The 24,748-nt window shown below is 62.4% G+C and carries 22 protein-coding genes and 1 pseudogene; 14 read left to right on the top strand and 9 right to left on the bottom strand.

Features of this window, described 5'->3' with window-relative positions:
- Positions 1-18 precede the first annotated feature (18 nt).
- A complete protein-coding gene (locus APH28_RS04805) occupies positions 19-969 on the bottom strand; it encodes a homoserine kinase (RefSeq protein ID WP_060507838.1) in 951 nt (316 codons plus the stop codon).
- A gap of 71 nt (positions 970-1,040) precedes the next feature.
- Positions 1,041-1,328, bottom strand: coding sequence for a DUF2782 domain-containing protein (locus APH28_RS04810; RefSeq protein WP_060507839.1), 288 nt, complete (start codon positions 1,326-1,328; stop codon positions 1,041-1,043).
- Positions 1,329-1,402: 74 nt separating this feature from the next.
- Here APH28_RS04810 and polA point away from each other — a divergent pair, with 74 nt between their 5' ends.
- Positions 1,403-4,150: a DNA polymerase I gene (gene polA / locus APH28_RS04815; RefSeq protein ID WP_060507840.1), complete on the top strand. Its 2,748-nt coding sequence runs from the start codon at positions 1,403-1,405 to the stop codon at positions 4,148-4,150.
- Between the two features lie 345 nt (positions 4,151-4,495).
- Here the strand turns inward: polA and yihA are convergent, their stop codons facing one another.
- Positions 4,496-5,128 carry a ribosome biogenesis GTP-binding protein YihA/YsxC gene (gene yihA, locus APH28_RS04820; RefSeq protein WP_060507841.1) on the bottom strand — a complete coding sequence of 211 codons (633 nt, stop codon included), beginning with the start codon at positions 5,126-5,128 and terminating at the stop codon, positions 4,496-4,498.
- A gap of 193 nt (positions 5,129-5,321) precedes the next feature.
- Between yihA and APH28_RS04825 the strand changes: the two genes are divergently transcribed.
- The 7 genes from APH28_RS04825 to APH28_RS04855 all read left to right on the top strand — a co-directional run bounded on the left by APH28_RS04825 (position 5,322) and on the right by APH28_RS04855 (position 12,524).
- Complete coding sequence (locus APH28_RS04825; protein WP_027917189.1) at positions 5,322-5,624, top strand: cytochrome c5 family protein; 303 nt, start codon at positions 5,322-5,324, stop codon at positions 5,622-5,624.
- 31 nt (positions 5,625-5,655) lie between these two features.
- Positions 5,656-6,273, top strand: a complete 618-nt coding sequence (locus APH28_RS04830) for a cytochrome c (protein ID WP_060507842.1) — start codon at positions 5,656-5,658, stop codon at positions 6,271-6,273.
- Positions 6,274-6,427: 154 nt separating this feature from the next.
- Complete coding sequence (gene dsbA, locus APH28_RS04835) at positions 6,428-7,063, top strand: thiol:disulfide interchange protein DsbA (protein WP_060507843.1); 636 nt, start codon at positions 6,428-6,430, stop codon at positions 7,061-7,063.
- 11 nt (positions 7,064-7,074) lie between these two features.
- Entirely contained in the window at positions 7,075-7,929 is an 855-nt protein-coding gene (locus tag APH28_RS04840; RefSeq protein ID WP_060507844.1) for an endonuclease/exonuclease/phosphatase family protein, read from the top strand.
- Positions 7,930-8,027: 98 nt separating this feature from the next.
- Complete coding sequence (locus APH28_RS04845; protein WP_060507845.1) at positions 8,028-9,980, top strand: GGDEF domain-containing protein; 1,953 nt, start codon at positions 8,028-8,030, stop codon at positions 9,978-9,980.
- A 65-nt stretch (positions 9,981-10,045) separates the two neighbouring features.
- Entirely contained in the window at positions 10,046-10,822 is a 777-nt protein-coding gene (locus APH28_RS04850) for an N-acetylmuramoyl-L-alanine amidase (protein WP_060507846.1), read from the top strand.
- An 82-nt stretch (positions 10,823-10,904) separates the two neighbouring features.
- Complete coding sequence (locus APH28_RS04855; protein WP_060507847.1) at positions 10,905-12,524, top strand: EAL domain-containing protein; 1,620 nt, start codon at positions 10,905-10,907, stop codon at positions 12,522-12,524.
- A gap of 12 nt (positions 12,525-12,536) precedes the next feature.
- Here APH28_RS04855 and APH28_RS04860 read toward each other — a convergent pair whose 3' ends face one another.
- Both APH28_RS04860 and algB read right to left on the bottom strand, forming a co-directional pair.
- A complete protein-coding gene (locus APH28_RS04860) occupies positions 12,537-14,315 on the bottom strand; it encodes a KinB sensor domain-containing domain (protein ID WP_060507848.1) in 1,779 nt (592 codons plus the stop codon).
- On the bottom strand, positions 14,312-15,658 hold the full coding sequence (gene algB, locus APH28_RS04865) for a sigma-54-dependent response regulator transcription factor AlgB (RefSeq protein ID WP_060507849.1): 1,347 nt from the start codon (positions 15,656-15,658) through the stop codon (positions 14,312-14,314). The genes APH28_RS04860 and algB overlap by 4 nt, the downstream gene beginning before the upstream one ends.
- 226 nt (positions 15,659-15,884) lie before the next feature.
- On the opposite strand from algB, the pseudogene APH28_RS04870 reads away from it, so the two are divergent.
- The 6 genes and pseudogenes from APH28_RS04870 to APH28_RS04890 all read left to right on the top strand — a co-directional run bounded on the left by APH28_RS04870 (position 15,885) and on the right by APH28_RS04890 (position 21,267).
- Positions 15,885-16,687, top strand: a pseudogene (locus APH28_RS04870) (BON domain-containing protein).
- Between the two features lie 177 nt (positions 16,688-16,864).
- Positions 16,865-17,158 carry a hypothetical protein gene (locus APH28_RS04875; RefSeq protein WP_060507850.1) on the top strand — a complete coding sequence of 98 codons (294 nt, stop codon included), beginning with the start codon at positions 16,865-16,867 and terminating at the stop codon, positions 17,156-17,158.
- Between the two features lie 42 nt (positions 17,159-17,200).
- Positions 17,201-17,362 (top strand): DUF1328 domain-containing protein, encoded by a 162-nt coding sequence (locus APH28_RS27815; protein ID WP_003252966.1) that lies wholly within the window; start codon positions 17,201-17,203, stop codon positions 17,360-17,362.
- 2 nt (positions 17,363-17,364) lie between these two features.
- The gene (locus APH28_RS04880) at positions 17,365-17,838 is read left to right on the top strand and encodes an inhibitor of vertebrate lysozyme family protein (RefSeq protein ID WP_060507851.1); all 474 of its coding nucleotides are present in this window, start codon (positions 17,365-17,367) and stop codon (positions 17,836-17,838) included.
- 729 nt (positions 17,839-18,567) lie between these two features.
- Positions 18,568-19,896, top strand: coding sequence for a glutamate/aspartate:proton symporter GltP (gltP, locus tag APH28_RS04885; RefSeq protein ID WP_060507852.1), 1,329 nt, complete (start codon positions 18,568-18,570; stop codon positions 19,894-19,896).
- 141 nt (positions 19,897-20,037) lie between these two features.
- Complete coding sequence (locus APH28_RS04890) at positions 20,038-21,267, top strand: nucleoside recognition domain-containing protein (RefSeq protein ID WP_060507853.1); 1,230 nt, start codon at positions 20,038-20,040, stop codon at positions 21,265-21,267.
- On the opposite strand, the gene APH28_RS04895 is transcribed toward APH28_RS04890, so the two are convergent.
- The 4 genes from APH28_RS04895 to APH28_RS04910 are packed head-to-tail and all read right to left on the bottom strand — an operon-like array spanning position 21,249 to position 24,744.
- Positions 21,249-21,884, bottom strand: coding sequence for an ABC-type transport auxiliary lipoprotein family protein (locus tag APH28_RS04895; RefSeq protein WP_060507854.1), 636 nt, complete (start codon positions 21,882-21,884; stop codon positions 21,249-21,251). The two genes, APH28_RS04890 and APH28_RS04895, sit on opposite strands and share 19 nt — an antisense overlap.
- Positions 21,881-22,819: an MlaD family protein gene (locus APH28_RS04900; RefSeq protein ID WP_060507855.1), complete on the bottom strand. Its 939-nt coding sequence runs from the start codon at positions 22,817-22,819 to the stop codon at positions 21,881-21,883. Before APH28_RS04900 ends, APH28_RS04895 begins: the two co-directional genes overlap by 4 nt.
- A gap of 3 nt (positions 22,820-22,822) precedes the next feature.
- On the bottom strand, positions 22,823-23,614 hold the full coding sequence (locus APH28_RS04905) for an ABC transporter ATP-binding protein (RefSeq protein WP_060507856.1): 792 nt from the start codon (positions 23,612-23,614) through the stop codon (positions 22,823-22,825).
- Entirely contained in the window at positions 23,611-24,744 is a 1,134-nt protein-coding gene (locus tag APH28_RS04910) for an ABC transporter permease (RefSeq protein ID WP_060507857.1), read from the bottom strand. Before APH28_RS04910 ends, APH28_RS04905 begins: the two co-directional genes overlap by 4 nt.
- Positions 24,745-24,748: the final 4 nt, after the last annotated feature.

Raw genomic sequence — 24,748 nt, forward strand, 5'->3', positions numbered from 1 at the left:
AAGCGGCCGCAGCTCGACTCAGAGGGCGAACGGCAAGTGCAAAGCCACCTGCTGGCGCTGCGCCAGTCGCACTTCGAACTCGCTCGGGTCGTGAATCATCACATCCATCCCGGCAAACGATTCCGCCGCAATCAGGCGCGACAGCCAGAAGCGTACGCAACCTACCCGCAGCATTTCCGGCCACAGCTCGGCTTCGGCAGCGGTAAATGGCCGCAGCGTCGCATAGGCTTCCAGCAGCGCCTGGGCGCGCGGCACATCGATCGCACCGTGTTCATCCAGGCACCAGTCGTTCACGGTAATGGCGATGTCATACAGCATCGGCCCGGAACAGGCGTTGTAGAAGTCGATCACACCGGTCAGGTGGGTGCCTTCGAACATCACGTTGTCGCGGAACAGGTCGGCATGCAGGTTGGCCCGCGGCAAGGCCAGGATCTGCGCCTTGTGCGTGGTGATCTCGTCCAGCGCCGGCTGCAGCAATGCCGCCTGCTCGGCGCTCAGGCGCGGCAGCAGTTCGGCACCCGAAGCCAGCATCCAGTCCAGGCCGCGGTCGGTGCGGCGCTCGATGATGTGCTCGCGGGTGGCCAGGTGAATGTGCGCCAGCAGCTCGCCAACCTGTGCGCAGTGCTGGGCGTTCGGCGCCTTGATGTGCTTGCCTGAGAGCCGCGGCTGCAGCAGTGCCGGCTTGCCGCACAGCTCACGCAGAGCGTTGCCGTCGCGGTCGCGCAGGGCGTAAGGCACCGGCATGTCGGCGCCGTGCAGCACGTCGAGCAGCTCGATGAAGAACGGCATGTCCTCGACCGGGCCGCGCTCGACCAGCGTCAGGACGAACTCCCCCTGTTCGAGGCTGACGAAGAAGTTGCTGTTCTCGGTACCGGCGGCAATGCCCTGGAAGTCGAGCAGACGGCCCAGCTCGTACGGCGCCAGAAAGGTTTCCAGCTCAGGCCGGGTCACGGGGGTGAAGACTGACATGATGAAAAAAAGCCCATACGGGCACTTCCGCCGGGAAGTGCCGGGTTGATGTGAACGGTGCGCGCGTCAGATTACCACTCGAAGATCTTCCAGGACGGGATCAGCATGTCCGGTTGGTCGGAACGAATGAAATTGGCATCAGTGCCATCGGCGCGAACCAGAAAATACGGCTTGCCGTTTTTCGGCGTGATCTTGATTGCATACAGGAAGCCGTTCTGCCGGTATTCCTGAATGGTTTTATCGCCTTCCGTGCGAATGGTGACATCGGGATCGGCCGATGGCGCGTCGTCCGCCGCCAGGGTGATGACCGGCATGGTTGCCAGCAGGCCCAGCAGTAACAAGCGATTGAGTGTACGCATGATAACCTAGTCCCTTTGTCGTCATTGATCCGGCTATTCTAGCTCCGGACCCGCCGAAAAGGTTGATTCTGCTCATGAGCCAAGCGCCCCTCGTCCTGGTGGACGGTTCCTCCTACCTCTACCGCGCCTTTCACGCGCTACCGCCGCTGACCACGTCCAAGGGCATGCCGACGGGCGCGGTCAAGGGTGTGCTGAACATGCTCAAGAGCCTGCGCAAGCAATACCCAGGCAGCTTGTTCGCGGTGGTGTTCGACGCCAAGGGCGGAACCTTCCGCGACGCCATGTTCGCCGAGTACAAGGCCAACCGCCCGAGCATGCCTGACGACCTGCGCGTGCAGGTCGAGCCGCTGCACGCCAGCGTCAAGGCGCTGGGGTACCCGTTGCTGTGCGTCGAAGGCGTTGAGGCTGATGACGTGATCGGCACGCTGGCGCGCAGCAGCGCCACCCAGGGCCGCCCGGTGATCATCTCGACCGGCGACAAGGACATGGCGCAGCTGGTGGACGGCCACGTGACCTTGGTCAATACCATGACCGGCAGTGTGCTAGACGTCGCTGGCGTGCACGAAAAGTTCGGCGTTGGCCCGGAACACATCATCGATTTCCTCGCCTTGATGGGTGACAAGGTCGACAACATCCCTGGCGTGCCGGGCGTGGGCGAGAAGACGGCGGTCGGCCTGTTGACCGGCATCGGCGGCGGCCTCAGCGACCTGTACGCCAACCTCGACAAGGTCCCGACCCTGGCCATCCGCGGCGCCAAGACCTTGCCCGCGAAGCTGGAGGAGCATCGCGACGCGGCGTTCCTGTCCTATGAGCTGGCCACCATCAAGTGCGATGTGCCGCTGGATGTCGAAGTTGAGGCGCTGGTCTGCGGCGAGCCTGACCGCGAGGCGCTGCTGGCGCTATACACCGAGATGGAGTTCAAGAGCTGGATAGCCGATGTGCAGCGCGATGCGGTCAAGACCGGCGATACCGTCGCTGCGATTGAAGCGCCGACCGCCAAGGTCGAGCCAAAATACGAAACCATCCTCGACCAGGCCCGTTTCGACGTCTGGCTGGACAAGCTGCGCCAGGCGCCGCTGTTCGCTTTCGACACCGAGACCACCAGCCTGGACGCCCAGCAGGCGCAGCTGGTTGGCCTGTCGTTCGCCGTCGAGCCACATGAAGCCGCCTACGTGCCCTTGGCCCACGACTACGAAGGCGCCCCGGTCCAGCTTGACCGCGCGGCTGTGCTGCTGGCGCTGAAACCGCTCCTGGAAGACCCGGCCAAGGCCAAGATCGGGCAGAACGCCAAGTACGACATCAACATCCTCGCCAACAATTCGCCAGCCATCGAGATGCGTGGCGTCGCTTACGACACCATGCTCGAGTCGTACGTGTTCAATTCAACTGCCACCCGTCACGACATGGACAGCTTGGCGTTGAAGTACCTCGACCACGCCACCATCGCGTTCGAGGACATCGCTGGCAAGGGCGCCAAGCAGCTGACTTTCAACCAGATCAACCTGGACAAAGCCGGCCCTTACGCCGCCGAGGATGCCGACATCACGCTGCGCCTGCACCAAGCGCTGCAGGCGCGCCTGGCGCAGACGCCGAGCGTGCAGCCGGTGTTGATGGATATCGAGATGCCGCTGGTGCCGGTGCTGGCCAAGATCGAGCGCCAGGGCGCGCTGGTCGATGCTGCGTTGCTGCACGTGCAAAGCGGCGAGCTGGGCGTGAAGATGGCCGAGCTGGAGCAGCGCGCCTACGCGCTGGCGGGTGAGGAATTCAACCTTGGCTCGCCCAAGCAGCTGGGCGCAATCCTGTATGACAAGCTGGGCATGCCGGTACTGAGCAAGACCGCCAAGGGCCAGCCCTCCACCGCCGAAGCGGTGCTCGACGAGCTGGCCGAGCAAGGCTACCCGCTGCCCGAGGTGCTGATGCAGTACCGCAGCCTCAGCAAGCTCAAAAGCACTTACACCGACAAGCTGCCGGGGCAGATCAACCCACGCACCGGGCGTATCCACACCTCCTACCAGCAGGCCGTGGCCGCCACCGGGCGCCTGTCGTCCAGCGACCCGAACCTGCAGAACATCCCGATCCGCACCGCCGAGGGCCGGCGCATTCGCCAGGCCTTCGTGGCCAGCCCCGGCTACAAGCTGCTGGCGGCGGACTATTCGCAGATCGAACTGCGCATCATGGCCCACCTGGCCAAGGACGAAGGCCTGCTGCACGCCTTCCGCAACGATCTGGATGTGCACCGTGCCACTGCTGCTGAAGTCTTCAACGTGGCGCTGGAAGACGTCACCACCGATCAACGCCGTAGCGCCAAGGCCATCAACTTCGGCCTGATCTACGGCATGAGTGCGTTCGGCCTGGCCAAGCAGATTGGCGTCGACCGCAAACAGTCGCAGGATTACATCGACCGCTACTTCGCCCGCTACCCGGGCGTGCTGGCCTACATGGAGCGCACTCGCGCTCAGGCCGCCGAGCAAGGCTTCGTCGAAACCCTGTTTGGCCGGCGCCTGTACCTGCCCGACATCAACGCCAAGAACCCGGCCCTGCGCAAGGGTGCCGAGCGCACGGCGATCAACGCGCCGATGCAGGGCACTGCCGCCGACATCATCAAGCGCGCCATGGTCAACGTCGACAACTGGCTGAGCGCGAGCGGCCTTGACGCACGGGTGATCCTGCAAGTGCACGACGAACTGGTGCTGGAAGTACGTGAGGACCTGGTCGACCAGGTGAAAGATGAAATTCGCACGCACATGAGCAACGCTGCGCAACTGGATGTTCCGCTGGTCGTCGAAGCAGGTGTTGGTTCGAATTGGGACGAAGCTCACTGATTGAGCCGGGAAAGGTGTGTAGGATCTGCGGCGTGGTGACGCGGATCCTGGCATGGCTCGGTGCCATTAGTTCAAGGGTTTCATGAAACTATCGCAAATAGTTTTGAGGGCTCCGGAACTAAACCAGTGAAGCGGAACTCAGAGTAACTGAATGGCTGGTGAAGCCTTTCGATGCTCCTATGTTGTGTTAAGTGTTGGCAGATACCTGGACCCCGCCCTAGCGGTCCAGACTTGGACCCCGAACTTCCCCCTCCCCATACGAAGTCCGGGGTTTTTTTTGCCCGCAATTCGAGTCTCGGTTCGAGTCTCGGTCCCTGCAGGCAGCCCACAGGGACCGGATACCGGTCACGCTACCGGCTTGTCTTCCAGCGCCATCCAGTCCGCCAGCACCCGATAGGCCTCTTCCAGGCCCTGGCGCTTGGGCGCCGAGAACAGCTGGATGGTTGCCGCGTCACCCCACCCCTTGCGAATCTCTGACTGCACCTTGAGCAAGGTGTTCTTGCCCGCACCGTGGGTCAGCTTGTCGGCCTTGGTCAGCAGGATATGCATCGGCATGCGGCTGGCCTTGGCCCAGTCGAGCATCATCTTGTCGAAATCGGTCATTGGGTGACGCACATCCATCATCAAGATGATGCCTTTCAGGCAGTCACGGCTGCCCAGATAGGCCTCCAGGTGCTTCTGCCAGTGCTGCTTCAGCGGAATCGGGACTTTTGCATATCCGTAGCCCGGCAGGTCGACCAAACGCCGTTCATCGTCCAGACTGAAGAAATTCAACAGCTGCGTGCGCCCCGGGGTTTTCGAGGTGCGCGCCAGGCTGGCATGAGTCAGGGTATTGAGGGCGCTGGATTTGCCGGCGTTGGAACGGCCGGCAAAAGCCACCTCGTAACCCTGGTCGTCCGGGCATTGTTCGACCTTGGCAGCGCTGAGGGCGAATTTGGCTCTCTGGCAGAGGCCGAGGATGGGGTTATTGACTTGCATGGGATTTCCGATGTGGGTGTTGCCAAAGCCGAGGCCGGCAAGCAGTGTCGTTTCCGTTTGGTTGGCGGAAGTATATAATGCCCCAGTTTTTGTGTGCCCATTCTCCCAGCGAAGGGGAACGGGCATGGGGTGTCGAACAATAGCTCGCGCATCAGAACGCAGCGCGTCCCCCAACCCTGTCAGGTCGTTTCGCATGGCGAAATGGCTGCTAGCTGTCGGTATGTTCCTGCCGTTTTTCAGCGCACAGGCTACACAGGATCCCGAGGCGTTGTACAACCGCACGTGTGCGGCCTGTCACGCCGGGCAGTTGCCACAGGCACCCAAGAAGGGTGACCCGGCAGCTTGGGAGCCAAGGCTGGCGCAAGGCATGGAGCAGCTGGTGGTGCATGTTACCCAGGGTTTCAAGGCTATGCCGCCGCGTGGATTGTGCATGGACTGCAGTGCCGAGGACTACCGTTTGGTCATCCTTTGGATGAGCGGCAGTCCCGATACATAACATTTCACCCTTAGCCGTGTTGGATTAGCTGATGAACAAACTAGTCGTGAGTCTGCTGTTGACCCTGGGTGTCGCAGGTGCGGCCACTGCTGCAGAACCCATCAAAGGCGATGCCGCCGCCGGCCAGGCCAAGACGGCCGTCTGTGGTGCCTGCCACAACCCGGACGGCAATAGCCTGGCGCCGAACTTCCCGAAACTGGCCGGCCAGGGCCAGCGCTACCTTGAAAAGCAGCTGCACGAAATCAAGGACGGCAAACGTGTCGTTCTGGAAATGACCGGCATGCTGGCAGCGTTCAATGACCAGGATCTGGCCGACATCGCTGCTTACTTCTCCAGCCAGAAAGGCAGCGTGGGTGCTGCTGATCCGAAGCTGGTCGAGCGAGGCCGTGCCTTGTTCAATGGCGGCGACATTGCCAAAGGCTTGCCCGCGTGTACCGGTTGTCACTCCCCCAATGGCGCCGGTATTGCGCTTGCTGGCTTCCCGCATCTGGGCGGCCAGCATTCACAATATGTGACAAAGCAGCTCACAGACTTCCGCGAGGGCGAACGCACCAACGATGGCGACGCAATGACCATGCGTACCATCGCCGGCAAGCTGAGCAATCACGATATCCAAGCGCTGGCCAGCTACATCCAGGGCCTGCATTAACATTCGGTTAATGCGGCAACGCTAAAGATGAAAGGGCGGCGCGGGCCGCCCTTTTTTCTGTCCGCAGCCGTTACACTACAGAACTCGGGCCCTTCGCCACCGGTCTCAGCACCAGGTCGCGTCGAGGCGACCAATGAATGCTCAGGAGTAAAGCATGCGTAAACTGATTCTCAGCGCCGCGCTGGTCGCTGCCAGCGCTTTCGGTATGACTGCCGTCCAGGCCGCCGAGCCTGCCACTGCCGGCAAGGAATACATCGAGCTGAGCAACCCTGTTCAAGTATCCGAGCCAGGCAAGATCGAAGTGGTCGAGCTGTTCTGGTACGGCTGCCCACACTGCTACCACTTCGAGCCGACCATCAACCCATGGGTCGACAAGCTGCCCAAGGACGTTCACTTCAAGCGCGTACCGGCCATGTTCGGCGGCCCATGGGACGCCCATGGCCAGATGTTCCTGACCCTCGAAGCCATGGGCGTCGAGCAAAAGGTTCACGCTGCAGTCTTCGACGCCATCCAGAACCAGCACAAGCGCCTGACCGACCCGAAAGACATGGCTGACTTCCTCGCCACCCAGGGCGTCGACAAGGACAAATTCCTCGCCACCTTCAACTCGTTCGCCATCAAGGGCCAGGTCAACCAGGCCAAGGAACTGGCGAAGAAGTACGAAATCACCGGCGTACCGAGCATGGTGGTCAACGGCAAGTACCGCTTCGACCTGGGCACCGCTGGCGGCCCGGACGGCGTGCTGAACGTTGCCGACCAACTGATCGCCAAGGAGCGCGCCGCTAAGTAAGCGGCGTATCCATGCGCCGCTTCCGAACCGCGCGTGACATTGGCCTGCATCAGCCGCAGGTCAACGAGCATCACCTGCAGGCCCCTGGCCTGCCCGAAGATGGTCGTCTGCGGCTGCTCAGCTTCAACATCCAGGTCGGCATCAGTACCGAGCGTTACCGGCATTACCTGACCCGTAGCTGGCAGCACCTGCTGCCGCACACCGGGCGGGCCGGCAACCTGCAGAAAATCGGCCAGCTGCTCAATGATTTCGACCTGGTGGCCCTGCAGGAGGCCGATGGCGGCAGCCTGCGCTCCGGCTACGTCAACCAGGTGGAGCACCTGGCACAGCTGGGCTCTTTCCCTTACTGGTACCAGCAGCTCAATCGCAACCTAGGGCGCTTTGCCCAGCACAGCAATGGCGTGCTCAGCCGCCTCAAGCCACAGCTTCTCGAAGACCATCCCCTGCCCGGCCCGGCCGGCCGTGGTGCGATCCTGGTACGCTTCGGCGAGGGTGAGGATGCGCTGATCGTGGTGATGATGCACCTGGCGCTGGGTGCCAAGACGCGCGCCCTTCAACTGGCCTACATCCGTGAGCTGATTGGCGGTTACCGCCATCAGGTGCTCATGGGAGACATGAACACCCACGCCACCGACCTGCTCGAGCACTCGCCCCTGCGCGATCTGGGTCTGATCGCCCCCCAGGTCGAAGCTACCTTCCCCAGCTGGCGCCCGCAGCGCTGCCTGGATCACATCCTGCTCAGCTCGAGCCTGACCTTGGAGCGGGTCGAGGTGCTGGCACAGCCAATTTCCGACCACCTTCCCGTTGCGGTAGAGATCCGATTGCCTGATGCACTGACTGTGGATACGCTGCCGGTCTTGAGCTAGATCAGCTAAAGCGCGGCAAGCCCTCAAGTGTTCGCGGGGTGCGCCGACAGCGTGTCATTACACAGCCCACAGATGCATTACCCGTCGCGGATCCAGGCATGACCGAAGAAGCCGAGCGCTGGAAAGAAAAATACCTTAAAAGCATCGAACAGCAGGAAAAACTCGAGCGTCGCTGGGATGCGCGCCTCGACCTGCTTCGCCGTGGCCTGGTGCGCAGCACATTGGCGGCCGAAGGCAGTGACAAGGTGGTCGACCAGTGCATGAAGGAAATGCGCGAGGTCATCCGCAGCGACAACATGGACGCTGGCCTTGCCGGGCTGATCCCGCGCCTGGAAAAGGCGGTGCTGGATTCTGAACAGCGCCGGGAAACCCGCATGAATCAGGTCAGTGATGCCCTGAACGCGCTGGTTACCCAGCTTCAGGGTTTGCCATTGCCCGGCGACGTTGCCCGACCACTGAAAAAACTGGCAAAGAAGCTCGATGGTGGTGTCGCCCAATCACGTGAACTGCCACCGCTGCTGGGGGAGCTCAGTGGCCTGCAGGGCCGTGCCCTTTCTTCCCTGAGCAAGGCGGATGACGAGGCCAGGCCGGGTTTCCTGCAGCGCCTGTTCGGTCACCGCGATAACGAGCCACAGGCAGACGACGGTCACGCTGCGCAACCTCAGCCTGAAATCGCCCCGCTGGCAGCCCGGCCTCAACCGGGCGGGCCCGTGCTGGTCGATTTGCCGCCGCGTGATGCGGACGAGCTGCAACCGCTATCAGTGGCAGCGTCTACTCCGGAGCCCGAGGCGTCGGCTGATACGGCCGAGCCAGAGGCGCTTGCAGAACTTCATGGGATTGAGCACTCGGTAGTGCCCGAGCCCGAGCCCGAGCCCGAGCACCAGGCAGACGTGCCTCCCGAGGCGCCGGAGTCCCCTGAACAGCCGACGGCTGAAGTGCCGGCGACACTTGAAGAAGCGTTTGGTGAGGACGGCCCCTACTCCCTGCCTGATGCCGTAGAGCCGCCGTACAGTCAGGTTGCTGCACACATTGAGCACACGCTGATCGGTCTGCTGGACGACCTCAGCCTGCCGGAGCGCCACAAAGCCCAGGCCTTGGAAATGCGCGAGCGAGTGGCGCGGGGGCTGAACTGGTATGAACTGATCCCGGTCCTCGATGACCTGGCTGTGCTCATGCTGGCGATCACCGACAGCGGGCAGCACGAATTCGAAACCTACCTGCAGCAGCTCAACGAACGGCTCGAAAGTTTCCAGAGCCACCTGCACGAAGCCAGCGCCGGCCATGCCGACAACAGCTCTGCCGCGCGCGAACTGGACAGCCAGCTGCGCGAACAAGTCGATGGTCTGCAAAGCAGCGTGCAGGGCGCAGTGGATGTGGACAGCCTCAAGCATATCCTCGAAAACCGCCTGGAAGGGCTGCTTGGCATCATGGACGAGCACCAGCACGAGCGTGATCGCCGCGAGCAGGAGCTTGCCGGGCGCCTGCAGGGCCTGGCCGAGCGGGTTGCCAGCATGGAGCAGGAGGCCCTTGGCTATCGCGAGCACCTGGAAGAACAGCGGCAAAAGGCGCTGATCGATCCGTTGACCGGGTTGCCCAACCGCGCGGCCTGGACTGAGCAGGTCGACCGCGAGATGCTCGACTGGCAGGAAAACGGCGGCCACCTGGCCATGGCGATTTTCGACTTGGACCACTTCAAGCGCATCAACGACAGCTACGGCCACCTGGCCGGCGACAAGGTGCTGAAGATCGTCGCCGACCAGCTACGCAAACGCCTGCGCGCACGTGATTTCATTGCCCGGTTCGGCGGCGAAGAGTTCGTGCTGTTGCTGCCGCAGACGTCTCCGGCCGCCGCTGCCCAGGTTGCGGAAGCGCTGCGTGCGGCGGTCGAAGCCTGCCCGTTCCATTTCAAAGGCGAGCGCGTGGTCATCACCACCTCCATCGGTCTGAGTGCCTTTCGTTCTGGTGAACGTGGCGACCAAGTGCTCAAGCGCGCCGATGCCGCGCTGTACCGGGCAAAGGATCAAGGCCGTAATCGCGTGGAACAAAGCTGAACAGGTGCCCTGCAGGCGTATACGTTATGCTATTGCGTTACTGCCTGATTACCTTGGCCCCCTAAATGAAAGCGCTAATCTCCGCCTTGCTGTTGTTGGTGCTGGCCGGTTGCTCGACCGGCCTGCGCATCGACCGCAGCCACCCTTCCGCCAATCAGGACAACCGCATCCAGTTCGTCGTCCTGCACTACACCAACGCCTCGCTGGAGCGTTCGCTGGCATTGCTGACCCATGGCGAAGTCAGCGCCCATTACTTGATCGGCGACGGCCCGGGCACGGTCTATCAGCTGGTCGACGAAAACCGCCGCGCCTGGCATGCCGGTGACAGCCAGTGGCAGGGGCGCACCTGGCTCAACTCCAGCTCCATTGGCATCGAAATCGTCAACCCGGGGTTCAACGAAACCGCCAATGGCCGTGTCTGGTACCCCTATAGCGAGGCGCAGATCCAGTCGTTGATCGCCTTGCTCAAGGACATCGTCAAGCGTAACAACATCGAGCCGCGGCACATCATCGGCCACAGTGACATTGCCCCGTCGCGCAAGCTTGACCCTGGCCCGCTATTCCCCTGGAAGCGGCTGGCGGATGCAGGCCTCGGCGTCTGGCCCGAGGCCAACGCCGTGGCCCGACAGCAGGCTTACTTCAACGTCAACCCACCTACCATCGGCTGGTATCAGCAGGAACTGGCGCGCTTTGGCTATGCCATCGAGCAGACCGGGCAGCTGGATGTAGCCACGCGGCAGGTCATTGCCGCCTTCCAGATGCACTTCCGCCCGCAGCGTTTCGACGGCATGCCGGACGCACAGACCGCGGCCATGCTTTCGGTGCTCAACCGCATGCGCTAAAGCGAATTGCGTCCGAGCGCCAAACGGCAGAGCCGATTCTCATTCCAGTTGCTATACCTTGTTAATCAACTGGATGCTGCCCATGTCTGCCCTGATTTCTGCATTGCGCCAATTTTTTTACCGCCCCTGGATGCTGGCCTCCCTGGCAGCATTGGCCAGCGCCGCAGTGTTGCTGACCGCCAGCATCGGTATTGCGTTGCAGCAGATGAAGGAAACCGAGAGCGCGCAGATGAACGCCCAAGGCGAGCGCTTTCTCGACCGCCTGGAGCAGGTATTTGGCCAACTGCGCGAAGGGGTCGACGAACTGCAGGCCCAATCGCTACGCGGCTGCAGCCCGGCGATGATTTCAGTGTTGCAGCAGGTTGGCCTGGGTTCGCGCTTCATTTATGAAGCGGCTTATGTAGATGCCAATGTCGCCTGTTCCAACCGGGGCGGAGCAAGGGCCTTCGTGCCGACACGAGCGCCGGACATCCAGGGGCCGACGTACAGTTACTGGCTCAATACCACCACCGAACCCAACGAAAACCTCGCCGCCTTGATGCTCGCACGGGGAAATTTCCTGGTCTCCACTTCACGTGGGCACCTGACCGATGTGGTCGACCTGCCTCCGGGTGGGAGCTTGCTGGTGGTGCTGGATAATGGCACTCGGGCAATTCCGGTGCTGGGCCCGCCCCAGGCTTGGCCGCCGACCAGTGGCTGGCCGCCTCCCAACCAGAAGTCACTGTTCGAGCTGCGCGATCGGCTGGTCTATCGCATGCCGACCAAGTCGCCGGACTACCAGCTGGTACTGATCGCGCCGCGAGCCAGCCTGCCCTTGCGCATGAACGGCATGCTCTGGCTGTTGTTCCCGGGCAGTGTATTGGCTGCCTGCTGCATCGGCTGGCTGGTGCTGCAGCTCATCCTGCAGCGGCGGTCGATGAGTTCCGAGCTGCAGAACGCCCTGCGCCGAGGCGAGCTGCAGGTGCTGTACCAGCCAATCATAGAGCTCGACAGTCGCCGCTGTGTCGGTGCAGAGGCCTTGGTGCGCTGGCGCCGCCCGGACGGTTCGCTGACCAGCCCGGATCTGTTCATCCCACTGGCAGAAAACACCGGGCAAATACGGCAGATCACCGATTTTGTACTGCAACGCGTGCTGGAACAGCTGGGCCAGCTGCTGCGCTCGCATCGCAACCTTTATATCTCGGTAAACCTGGCGGCCTGCGATGTGATGGTGCCGCGCATTGGCCGGGTGGCGGCGCGGCTGCTGGCATTGCACCGAGTCGCAGCCAGCCAGATTGCCTTCGAAGTCACTGAACGCGGGCTGATCGACGTGGTGGTGGCGCGGGATAACCTGCAAGCACTGCGTGCGGTCGGGCACCAGGTGCTGATCGACGACTTCGGTACCGGCTATTGCAGCCTGGCCTACCTGCAGACCTTGCCGGTGGACTGCCTGAAGATCGACAAGGCGTTCATCGATGCCCTAGGGCACGATGCCGCCAGCAGCGGGGTGGCGCCGCATATCATTCGCATGGCCCACGATCTGCATCTGCGGGTGATTGCCGAGGGTATCGAGTGCGAGGCGCAGGCGGTGCTGCTCAACAGCGAAGGGGTCAACTATGGTCAGGGCTGGTTGTTCGCTCATCCGCTGAATGCCCGGCAGTTTGCCGAGCTGGTGACCCGCGGCCGCCAGCCTCGGCGGGCGCGGATCGATGACGAGCCTTGAGTGTGGGGCAGGTCAGACTGGCAGCGCCATATAGAACTGTGTGCCCTGCCCTGGCCGGGAAAACACGCCCATGCGCCCGCCATGCAACTGCACGATCTCCTTGCACAGTGCCAGCCCCAGCCCGGCGCCACCTTTCTTGCGCCCCACTTGCACGAACGGTTCGAAGATGCGCCCCTGCTGGCCATAGGCGATGCCTTCACCGTTGTCCTCGACACTGATGATCACCCGCTCTGCGTGCCGCCGTGCATGCAGGCGGATACGCCCACCGCTGGCGGTATGGCGAATGGCATTGTGCAGCAGGTTGTCCAGCACCCGGTCGAGTTGTGTTACGTCGGCCTGGATGCGTGGCAGCGGTGGCTCCAGTGCCTGGATCAATTCGATCTGCTTGTTGGCGGCCTGTTCACTGAAGCGTGCCTGAGCCCTGTCAAGCAGCGTGTCGATGACGCACGGGGCGAGTTCGAGCTTCTGCAAGCCGCTCTGGTAGCGCGAGAAGTTGAGCAGGTCGTTGATCAGTTGGGTCAGGCGCTGCATTTCCTCGCTGATGGTTTCCAGCAGGTCACTTTCGCGAGCCTCGGGCGGGAACTTCAACCGCTCGCGCAACAGGCCGAACGCCATGTGCATGCCCGTCACCGGTGTGCGCAGTTCGTGGGAGGCACGTAGCACGAACTCGCTGCGTACGCGCTCGAAGGCGCGTTGTTCGGTGACGTCATGCAGCACCATGACCGCACCCAGAATCGGCCCTTGCGGGTGGCTGACCGGTGTCAGGCTGTAGGTGAGTAAGCGCGATTCTTCATCGACCTCGATGCTCAGGTCGTCCGGCGGACGATCCAGGTTGCCACCACGCAGCACCTGTCGCAGCTGCTGCTCAAGTTCCGGACGCTGCAGGGCCTCGGCCAGGGCACAACCGAGGCGGCTGTGGTTCCAGCCCAGCTGCCGCTGGGCGACCGGGTTGAGGTGTTCAAGGTGCCCTTGGCGGTCGATGATCAGCAGGCCATCGTCGATGCTGTCGAGTACGGCCTGCAGGCGCTGCTGGCCAGCCAGTAATTCATCGACATTGGTTGCCTGGTGCTTGCGCAGGGCATCGGCCATCATCCCGAAACGGCGGGTCAGCTGGTTGAGCTCGATGGCCTGGGTGACTGGCAAGGTGATTTCAAAATCCCCTTGGCCGAGCTGGTCGGCGGCCTTGGCCAGGGCTTCGATCGGCTGGCCGAAGCGGCGGGCGATGTTATGCGCGGTGATGAAACCGAGCACCAGCACCAGCAGCCCCATCAAGCCCAGCACGCCGCTGACCAGCAACGCGCGATCACGGGTGTGTTCTCCGCTGCGGGTGATGTACTCGAGGGCCTGCTTGTGTGAATCGATCAGGTCGGTGCGTACCTGGTTGAATGCCGCGCCCAATGGTTGATCGACGCCCATGCTGCGGGCCGGGGCCGGGCTGTCGCGGTAGGCCTGCAGAAACGCCTGGTAATTGCTGCCGGCCTTGCTGAAACCGGTGCGTTCGCCGCCTTGCGCCAGGCCTTGGTCGAGCAGCGCCTGGAAGTTGTCCTGCAGGGTTCTCAGGTTTTCCGGGGTGGTGTCGTCATCGAGCATCAGCATCAGTTGCTCGCCCAGGTTTTGCCGCAATTGCAGGCCCACCTCCAGCGCATGGGTGGTTTCGCGCACCGACTGCTGCTGTACCGTGGCCATCTGCAGCACGCTTACCAACCCCAGCAGCAGGCCCAGCAGAGCCACGGTCACCAGGGCCGAGATACTGAGGAAGAGCCGCGTACGCAGCTTCATCGGCAGCCTCATAGGTTGTACTGCTTGCGCTTGCGATAGAGCGTGGAAGCGTCGATGCCGAGGGTCTTGGCGGCCTGATCGAGGGTATCGCTGGCCGCAAGCACCGCGCCAATGTGCGCGCGCTCCAGTTCATCCAGGCTCAATGCCGCGCCGACCCGGGGCGCATTGCTTGTGGGCTGTTCGCCCATGCCGAGGTGGCTTATTTCTACACGTTCTTTGGGGCAGATAATGCTGGCGCGTTCGATCACGTTGCGCAGTTCACGGATGTTGCCCGGCCAGCGGTAGTTGAGCAGCGCACTGCGCGCTTCATCGCTGAAGCCACGGGCCGGGCGGGAGTATTCCTTGACGAAGCGGGCCAGGAAGCGGTCGGCCAAGGTGAGGATGTCCTCGCTGCGCTCGCGCAGCGGCGGCAGGTGCAAGGTGATGACGTTGAGGCGGTACAGCAGGTCCTCGCGGAAGCGGTTTTCGCGCACCATGTCGTCCAGGTTGAGGTTGGTCGCCGCAAGAATGCGCACGTCGGCGCGGCGTGTAACCGGGTCGCCTACCCGCCCGTACTCTTTGTCCTGAATGAACCGCAGCAGTTTGGGCTGCAAGGTCAGGGGAAAGTCGCCGATCTCATCGAGGAACAGCGTGCCGCCGTCCGCCTGGTTGACGCGGCCCAGCGTGCTTTCGCTGGCGCCGGTAAAGGCACCGCGGGTGTGGCCGAACAGCTCGCTCTCCATCAGTTCGGCATTCAGCGATGGGCAGTTGATGGTCACGCAAGACTTGCGCGCCCGCTTGCTCCAGCCGTGAATAGCGCGGGCCAGTTCGCCCTTGCCGGTACCCGACTCGCCGAGGATGAGGATATTGGCATCGGTGGTGGCCACCTGTCGGGCGGTTTCCAGCACGGCCATCATCGCCGGGCTGTGCGAGTCGAGGCCGTCCTTGGGCTTGCGCACTTCGCCTTCGAGCGCCTCCAGGCGCGCCGAGAGCTGGCGGACTTCCAGCTGTTTGGCGGTGGCCAGGCGCAGCTGGTCGGGGCTGCAGGGTTTGACGAGGTAATCGGCGGCGCCGGCCTGGATGGCATCGACGGCGGTATCGATCGCCGAATGCGCGGTGACGATCACTACCCGCATCCACGGTGCCTGAATACGCATTTGCGCCAGTACGTCGAGGCCATTGTCCTCGCCCAGGCGCAGGTCGAGGAAGCACAGGTCGAAGACCTGGCGTTGCAGCAAGGCGTCAGCCTGCGCGGCGCTGTTGGCCGTCGCCACGTTGTAGCCTTCATCTTCAAGGCAGTAGCGGAAGGTGCGCAGGATCGCGGACTCGTCATCGACCAGCAGAATGCGGCCTTTGTTGTCCTGGGCTGATTCCATTTCCTGCGCTCCTTCGGGTAGATCTTAATTAGTGTGGGGAAAATCGGGCAAGTTGCACGGTCAATTGTGAAGGATTCGGTCCTTTGCATGCTAGCTATTGGCCAAATAGTCCCGTGATGCCTGATATCTCGATGATTTTCTTAGAGCACCACGCTGGCACATTGGTTGCGATGATTTTTTGATTTTGCCAACTAAAGGAGGTCCACCCGTGTCCCCTACCACCCGAATGGCCGTGTTGGCGGCCACCCTGCTCTCCATTTGCACACCTGCGTTTGCCGACCCTGTGCAGGACGCCCGCCTCGAAGGTTCATTGCAAACGGCATTGGCGTTAAACCGCATGCTCAACCCATTCAGTATCAAGGTCGCAGTCGATGGCCAGCGAGCACGCCTGTCCGGTGAAGTCGAGAACGACGTCGAGCGTCAGTTGGCCGAGCATGTGGCCTTGGCCACAAAAGGCATCGAGCAGGTCGACAACCAGCTGCGCGTCAACGCCGAACTGGTCGAGCGTCCGCTGGAGTTACGTGCTTACGCCCAGCGGCTGGAAGATGCGACCTTGGCGGCTGTGATCCGGGCTCGGCTGTTGTGGAGCCGGACCACGGAAAAAGCGCCTGTCGACGTGCAGAGCAGCGACGGCGTGGTGACCCTGCGCGGCAAGGTCGACAGTGCCGAGGCCAAAGAGATGGCGGGCGTGCTGGCGCGAACCACCGACGGCGTACATCTGGTCAACAACCTGGTCAGCATGGACACCGTAGCCATGGCCAAGGCTAGAGAAAACCCGGTAGGCGTTCCGACCGGGCCGCAGCCCAGCGACAGCTGGGTAGTCGACAAGATCCAGACCAGCTTCCGCTTCAGCCGCAATCTGGACGGCCTGAATATCAAGGTGGCCAGCGAGCAAGGCATGGTTCGGCTAACGGGTGGGTGGTCAGCAGTGAGCAGAAGACCATCGCCGTGGATATCGCCCGGCAGATCATCGGGGTGCGGGGTATCGACGCCGACTTGCTGAAAGTGGCGACCAAGGTCGAGGGTTGAATCGTGCAATTCGCACGGCGTCAGGGAGGGCATCGTGCAGGATACGTCCTTCCCGATGTATTGATGTAAGTTTAACCGATTGATTTATAAGGATTTTATTTGATTCGATGGGCTGGCATGCAGGCTGCAATTACTTGTTCAGGTTTGAACAGAAAAATTACAGTAGGAGAAGCTGGCATGAACCGCCCATCCGTCAAACGCTCGCTGAATGTCGCACTCCCCGTGCGCCAGTTCCTGTTCCTCGGGATGGCATTGCTGCTGACCTTGGCCGCCGGCCTCTTCTATTACAGCTGGCAGACCGCGCGCCTGGCCGATCAGGTGGCAGCCCAAACCGCGCTGCTGACTCAGATTCAGGCAAGTCGCGCCAACACCTTGGTAAAAGCCGCCGAACCTGTCGGGCAGCGGCCTGTCGCCAATAACTCGCCGTCCACCGTGGATAACATCGTGCCAGAGCAGCGCTGGGTGTTTTAAGCCGCTGGCCGGACCTATTTCAAAAAAGAAAGGAGAAGCATCATGCTGAGTTGGGCTATCACTTTCCTCATCATCGCCATTGTCGCCGCAGTGCTTGGCTTCGGTGGTATCGCTGGCGCCGCTACGGGTATCGCGAAGATCCTGTTCATTGTCTTCCTGGTCCTGTTCGTCGCTTCCTTCTTCTTTGGACGTGGTCGAGGTTGAAGATGAGCAGGAAGCTTTGTACAGCCCTGGCTGCCGCCGCCGCGATGTTGGGCGGCAGTGCAGCGGCGCTGGCGGCCAATGACGGCCAGGTCCGAGTCGAGCAGTTGCTCGGCTCGGACCCTGAATACCGGGAGACTTGGCAAGACACGATCAAAGGCGAGGAGCGCCTGCCTGATTGGGTGATCAACCTCAGTGGCAGCGGTCAGGAGCAGATGTCTGCCGTGACTGAAGACGGCGACAAATATTTGGTCGGCCCGTTGTGCGAGACGCCGCAGAACTGCACCTACAAGCGCCTGATCGTGGCTTTCAGCTGGGACAAGGACGATGCCTACGGGATGCTCGTGGAAGTGCCCGAAGGCTTGCCGAGTGACAAGTCGCCGACTCGCCATGCGCAATACCGTTGGCTGGGCAAGCCGGACGACGGCATGAAGGCAATGTTGCAGGAGCAACTCAAGCGCGATCCGAATTGGTACTGACCAACGGTCGCGCTCTGTCATGCAACGGAAGCGGAACCTTTTTATCGTTCTCGCTTCTATGATGCGCCGCCCCGAGGAGGGGCAGCACATGACCAGGGGGCCGGGCTGTTCTGATTGTTGCAGGATCGGAGTGGCCTAGGGGTACAGGGAGTACCTCCAGTATTGGGCCGGGTCAGGAAAAGGCAGAATCGGAAGCATCAGGTCGTGGGTGTCTGGCAATACCGGCACCGGGCCTGGCTTCCGAGGCGCCATAACCATCTTTTGCTGATTCCTTTCAGGTTCTGACCTTCAAGACACATTTTGTCTTGACCGTACATCAATTTTTTTTCATCCCATCCGGGTGCCGCGTAGGTGCCATTTCGGCCATTCGGATTGTCGAACAAGCCGTTTTCACCCCGTTCGATATACCGACAAAACTGCCTAATTATGGCGGTTTGGCCTTGTTCGGAATTCCGAACGTTATAAATCAAAGACTTACGTGCGACGTATTTGCATCATAATGCCTATGCTGAATCGGTATGGGGTATGCGTTTCCGGCATTAGATTTCAGCCTTCCCCATCGCAATAGTTGCCGCCTTTTTCGCTGGCCCGAGCGCCCTGTCGCTCGCTCGCGGTGTCCTTACACGAGGTCCCCGGACGGAAGCCAAAAGCTCCCCGTGACGTTGCCAACGGCTTTGTTACGCGCTTTTCCGGTCGGTACCCGTGACCACTAGAACAAAGGGTAAAGACATGAAGAAGGCAAAACTGAGCCTCGCCTGGCAGATCGTTATCGGTCTGGTCCTAGGCGTTGCAGTCGGCGCGCTGCTGAACCACTTCAGCGCGGAAAAAGCTTGGTGGATCAGCAACGTCCTCCAGCCCGCCGGTGACATCTTCATTCGCCTGATCAAGATGATCGTCGTCCCGATCGTGATTTCGTCGCTGATCGTGGGTATCGCCGGGGTTGGCGATGCGAAGAAACTGGGCAGCATCGGCCTCAAGACCATCCTCTACTTCGAGGTGGTGACCACCATCGCCATCGTTGTCGGCCTGGTGTTGGCCAACCTGTTCCACCCGGGCGCCGGCATCGACATGAGCACCCTGGGGACGGTCGACATCTCCAAGTACCAGGCCACCGCGGCCGAAGTGCAGCATGAGCATGCGTTCATCGAGACCCTGCTGAACCTGATCCCGTCGAACATTTTCGCAGCGCTGATGCGTGGTGAAATGCTGCCGATCATCTTCTTCTCGGTGCTGTTCGGCCTCGGCCTGTCGAGCCTGCAGGCCGACCTGCGCGAACCGCTGGTGCGTACCTTCCAGGCCGTGTCGGAGACCATGTTCAAGGTCACCCACATGATCATGAACTACGCCCCGATCGGTGTATTCGCCCTGATCGCCGTGACGGTTGCCAACTTCGGCTTCACCTCGTTGCTGCCGCTGGCCAAGCTGGTGCTGCTGGTGTACTTCGCCATCGCTTTCTTCGCTTTCATGGTGCTGGGCCTGGTTGCACGCCTGTTCGGCTTCTCGGTGATCAAGATCATGCGCATCATGAAAGATGAGCTGATCCTGGCCTACTCCACCTCCAGCTCCGAGACCGTGTTGCCGCGCGTGATCGAGAAGATGGAAAAGTACGGTGCGCCGAAGTCGATCTGCTCGTTTGTGGTACCGACCGGCTACTCGTTCAATCTCGACGGTTCGACCCTGTACCAGAGCATCGCGGCCATCTTCATCGCCCAGCTTTACGGCATCGACCTGTCCTGGAGCCAGCAGCTGCTGCTGGTGTTGACCCTGATGGTCACCTCCAAGGGCATTGCCGGTGTACCAGGCGTATCCTTCGTGGTGCTGCTGGCTACCCTGGGCAGCGTGGGCATTCCACTGGAAGGCCTGGCCTTCATCGCCGGCGTCGACCGCATCATGGACATGGCACGTACCGCCTTGAACGTGATCGGTAACGCCCTGGCAGCCTTGGTGATCGCCCGTTGGGAAGGCATGTACGACGCCGCCAAGGGTGAGCAGTACTACGCCTCGCTGATGGCGGGCAAGGAGCAGGCAGCGGTCATTGGCGAAGCCGCCAAGCGCTGAGCCTGACCTGCTGAACCTTAAAGCCCCGACTTGTCGGGGCTTTTTGTTGTCTGTGGGTTTATTGCGGCCCCTGTGGGAGCGGTCGCCAGTGACGGGTCCCGATACGCTATCATTCGGGCATTTTTCAGGGGGAACACACGGATGCTCAACGGCCTTTGGCTCGGCTTTTTCCTGGTGGCGGCCGTCTCCGCCCTGGCCCAATGGCTGGTCGGTGGCAACCCCGGCATCTTCGCCGCGATGGTCGAGAGTATCTTCGCCATGGCCAAGCTGTCGGTAGAGGTCATGATCCTGCTGTTCGGCACCCTCACCCTGTGGCTGGGTTTTCTCAAGATCGCCGAAAAAGCCGGCATCGTCGAATGGCTGGCCAAGGTGCTAGGGCCGCTGTTTGCCCGCCTGATGCCGGAAGTGCCGCCCGGCCACCCGGCCTTGGGTTTGATCACCATGAACTTCGCCGCTAATGGCCTGGGCCTGGACAACGCCGCCACGCCTATCGGCCTCAAGGCCATGCGTGCGCTGCAGGAGCTCAACCCCAGCAGTACCACGGCCAGTAACGCGCAGATCCTGTTCCTGGTGCTCAACGCCTCGTCGCTGACGCTGCTGCCGGTGACCATCTTCATGTACCGCGCCCAGCAAGGCGCCACCGACCCCACGCTGGTGTTCCTGCCGATCCTGCTGGCGACCAGCGCCTCGACCCTGGTCGGCCTGCTGTCGGTGGCGGTGATGCAGCGCCTGCGCCTGTGGGACCCGGTAGTGCTCGCCTATCTGATCCCTGGTGCGCTGCTGCTGGGCGGCTTCATGGCCTTTCTGGGCACCCTGTCGGCCGCTGCGCTGGCCAGCCTCTCGTCGATCCTTGGCAACCTGACGTTGTTCGGGGTGATCATCCTGTTTCTGGTGATCGGCGCGCTGAAGCGGGTTCAGGTGTATGAGGCCTTCGTCGAAGGCGCCAAGGAAGGCTTCGACGTGGCCAAGAGCCTGCTGCCGTATCTGGTGGCGATGCTGGTCGCGGTCGGTGTGCTGCGCGCCTCAGGGGCGCTGGAATTGGCGCTGGACGGCATTCGCCATGCGGTCAACTGGATGGGCCTGGACACCCGCTTCGTCGAGGGCCTGCCCACCGCGTTGGTCAAGCCGTTCTCGGGCAGCGCGGCGCGGGCCATGCTGATCGAGACCATGCAGACCCATGGTGTCGACAGCTTCCCGGCCTTGGTGGCGGCAACCATCCAGGGCAGCACCGAAACCACCTTCTACGTGCTGGCGGTGTATTTCGGCGCCGTGGGCATCCAACGGGTGCGCCACGCTGTCGGCTGTGCGCTGCTGGCCGAGTTTTCCGGTGTGGTCGCAGCCATTTGCGTCTGCTACTGGTTCTTCGCTTGAGCCTGAGCCTGAACAAGGGTGCTTTGCGCCACGGTCCAGTTCACCACCTGCCCGGCCAGCTGATCGCTGGCCGCGCCAAAGCCGGCGACCACGGCTGACACCTGGGTGTCAGCCAGCGGCTGGCGCACTTCGAAGCGCTTGCTGCTGAGGATGCGCTGGCTGCGGCCTTGCACCAGGCGTGCGTCGTAGCGAATCACCACTTCCACCCTGCCCCCCGGCTGATACTCACTCTGAAACGCCTGCAGCTCGCCGCTCAGCTCGTAGTCGGCCTGCAGGTTGCTGTCGTCAGCGCTCAGCCGCTGCACCCGGCCATCGCGCTGGAAACCATCGAGCAGGCGGTTGCGCACCAGCAACGGCACCGGGTCGCTCCAACGGGCGCCCTTGTAGCTGCTGATCACATCGCCTTGGGGTATCACCGCGATGCGTGGCCCAGCCAGCACTTCGCTGGCCAGCGGCTTGTTCAGGCGCAGTGACCAGTCCACCGGGGTGGCGCTGTGGCTGGCCTGGTTGACCGGCAGGCGATAGATGTCCACAGGCTCGCTCTGCGGCAGGATCGAGCAGGCGCTGGCCAGGCTCAGAGTGGCCGCCAGCGCCAGCAGGCGCAGCGATGGGGTCATGGCTGGAACTCCTTGTTGTTATCACGGCCCAGCAGGTAGCCGCTCGGGTCGGCCTCCAGGCGCCGGGAAATACCCTTGAGCGAGTTGAGCGTTTCGCGCAGCTCGCGGATGGCCGGGGTCAGCTGGTTCAGCCCCTGGGCGCCGTCATCGATGGACTCGCGGTTATCCTGCAGCAGGCTGTTGAGAGTCGCGGCGCTTTCGGCGAGCGACTGCATGGCCTGCTCCGCGCTGCCGATGGCCTGCTTGCCCTGGCTGCCGAGCAGGCCATTGGCGTTGCGCATCAGCGCCTCGGTTTCTGCCAGGGTGGCGTTGGCCTGCTTACCGACCAGGGCCAGCTGGGCGATCGCCTCGCTGATGCCGCCGTTCTGGTTGGCGAAGGCGCCGGTGGTCTTGTCGAGATTGGCCAGGGTGTTGCTCAGGTGCTCGATGTTGTTGTCCGAGAACATCTGCGTGGCGTTGTGCAGCAGCATATTGATATTGGTCACCAGGTCGCTGCTGTCGTTGAGCAGGCGGGAGATGGGCGAGGGTGAGGCGACTATCACCGGCAGCTTGCCATCCTTGCCCCTGAGCTCCGGGCTTTGCGGCGTGCCGCCGCTGAGCTGGATGAACGAGTTGCCGGTGACCCCGGCCAGGGTCAGCTTGGCCTGGGTGTCTTCCTTGACCGGTGTGTCGCCGCTCAGGCGCACCCGGGCCAGTACCCGGCGTGGATCTTTCGGGTCCAGGCGCAGGCTGGTGACATCGCCGACCTTGATGCCGTTGTACTGTACCGGGCTGCCACGGGACAGCCCCGAGACCGCTTCGTTGAAGATCACTTCGTAATCCTTGAAGGCGTCGTCGACGCTGGACTTGGTCAGCCACAGGCCGAACAGCATGGCGCCAGCTACCACCAAAACGGTGACCAGACCAATCAGGACGTGATGAGCTCGGGTTTCCATGGTTCAGCGCTCCTGCCCGGCGCTGGCGGCGGCGTGTTCGGCCGCCCGTCCGCGTGGGCCGTGAAAGTATTCGTGGATCCAGGGATCGTTGGTCTGTTCGACCTCGGCCAGGGGGCCGGCGACCAGCACCTTCTTCTGTGACAACACGGCGATGCGATCGGTGATGGTGTAAAGGGTGTCCAGATCGTGGGTGATGAGGAACACGCTTAGGCCCAGGGCATCGCGCAGGGTCATGATCAACTGGTCGAAAGCGGCCGCCCCAATGGGGTCGAGGCCAGCGGTGGGCTCGTCGAGGAACAAGATGTCCGGGTCCAGCGCCAGGGCGCGAGCCAGGGCCGCACGCTTGATCATGCCGCCGGAGAGCGACGAGGGGTATTTGTCGGCGGCGGAAATCGGCAGGCCGGCCAGGGCCAGCTTGACCCCGGCCAGGTGCTCGGCATCGGCGCGCGAAAGGCCGGCATGCTCGATCAACGGCAGCGCGACATTTTCGGTGACGGTCAGCGACGAGAACAGTGCACCTTTCTGAAACAGTACTCCGAAGCGGCGCTCAACCAGCGAACGTTGCTCCTCGCGCAAACCGGCCAGGTCTTCGCCGAATACCTTGACCTGCCCTTCGTTGGGGCGCCGCAGGCCAATGATGCTGCGCAGCAGCACCGACTTGCCACTGCCCGACCCTCCGACCACGGCGAGGATTTCGCCGCGGTACAGGTCCAGGTCGAGGTCCTTGTGCACCACCTGGCTACCGAAGCGATTGCAGATGCCCCGCGCCTCGATCACCGCTTCCCGACCCGTCACCAGCCCATCTCCATGCAGAACAGTGCCGCCACCGCATCCAGCACGATGACTACGAAAATCGATTGCACCACGCTGGACGTGGTGTGGGCACCGACCGATTCGGCGCTGCCGCTGACCTTGAAGCCTTCGAGGCAGCCGATGGCGGCGATCAGGAAGGCAAAGATCGGCGCCTTGGCCAGGCCGACCAGGAAGTGCTGCACACCGATGTCCGATTGCAGCAGCGACAAAAACATGGCCGGCGAGATGCCCAATGACAGCGCGCAGACCACCGCACCCCCAACGATGCCGCAGATCATCGCGACGAAGGTCAGCAACGGCAGTGAGATCAGCAGCGCCAGTACCCGCGGCACCACCAGCAGTTCAATCGGGTTGAGGCCCAGGGTGCGGATGGCGTCGATCTCTTCATTGGCCTTCATCGAGCCGATTTGTGCAGTGAAGGCGCTGGCGGTGCGCCCGGCCATGAGGATGGCGGTCAGCAGCACGGCGAATTCGCGCAGGAACGAGAAGGCCACCAGGTCGACGGTGAACACGGTTGCACCGAAGTCAGCCAGCACCGTGGCGCCGAGGAAAGCCACCACGGCGCCGACCAGAAAGGTCAGCAAGGCGACGATCGGTGCTGCGTCCAGCCCGGTCTGCTCGATGTGCGCGATGACCGGGGTGACACGCCAGCGGTGTGGCTGCAGCAGGCGGCGCAGCAGCGTTTCGATGATCAGGCCGAGGAAGCCGAGCAGCTGCATGCTGTCCTGCCACAGCGTGCCGACCGCGCAACCGATACGCTCCAGCAGCACCAGCACCACGTTGCGCTCGGGCTCCTTGATCGGGATACAGTAGTCCTGCACTGAGCAGTAGACATTCTTGAGCAGGGCACGGCTGGCTTCGGGCAGACCCTCGGTGCAGTGCGAGAGGCGCTCGGAGCCAAGCAACTCGGCCAGCAGCGAGGCACCGGCGGTGTCCAGGCGGCCCAACTGGCTGAGGTCGGCAATGGTGTCAGCGCCATATTGCGTGCGCAGGCGCTCGCTGTCGCGCTTGAGGCTGGCGTAGTGGGCCAGGGTCCAGTCACCGGCAATGCGCAGGCAGGCCGGCTGGCAGCTGGTGTCCAGGGTGGCGCTGGGGGTGGTCATAGGCTCCATGCAT

This window comes from Pseudomonas sp. NBRC 111124, from assembly GCF_001320245.1.
Lineage (GTDB): Bacteria > Pseudomonadota > Gammaproteobacteria > Pseudomonadales > Pseudomonadaceae > Aquipseudomonas.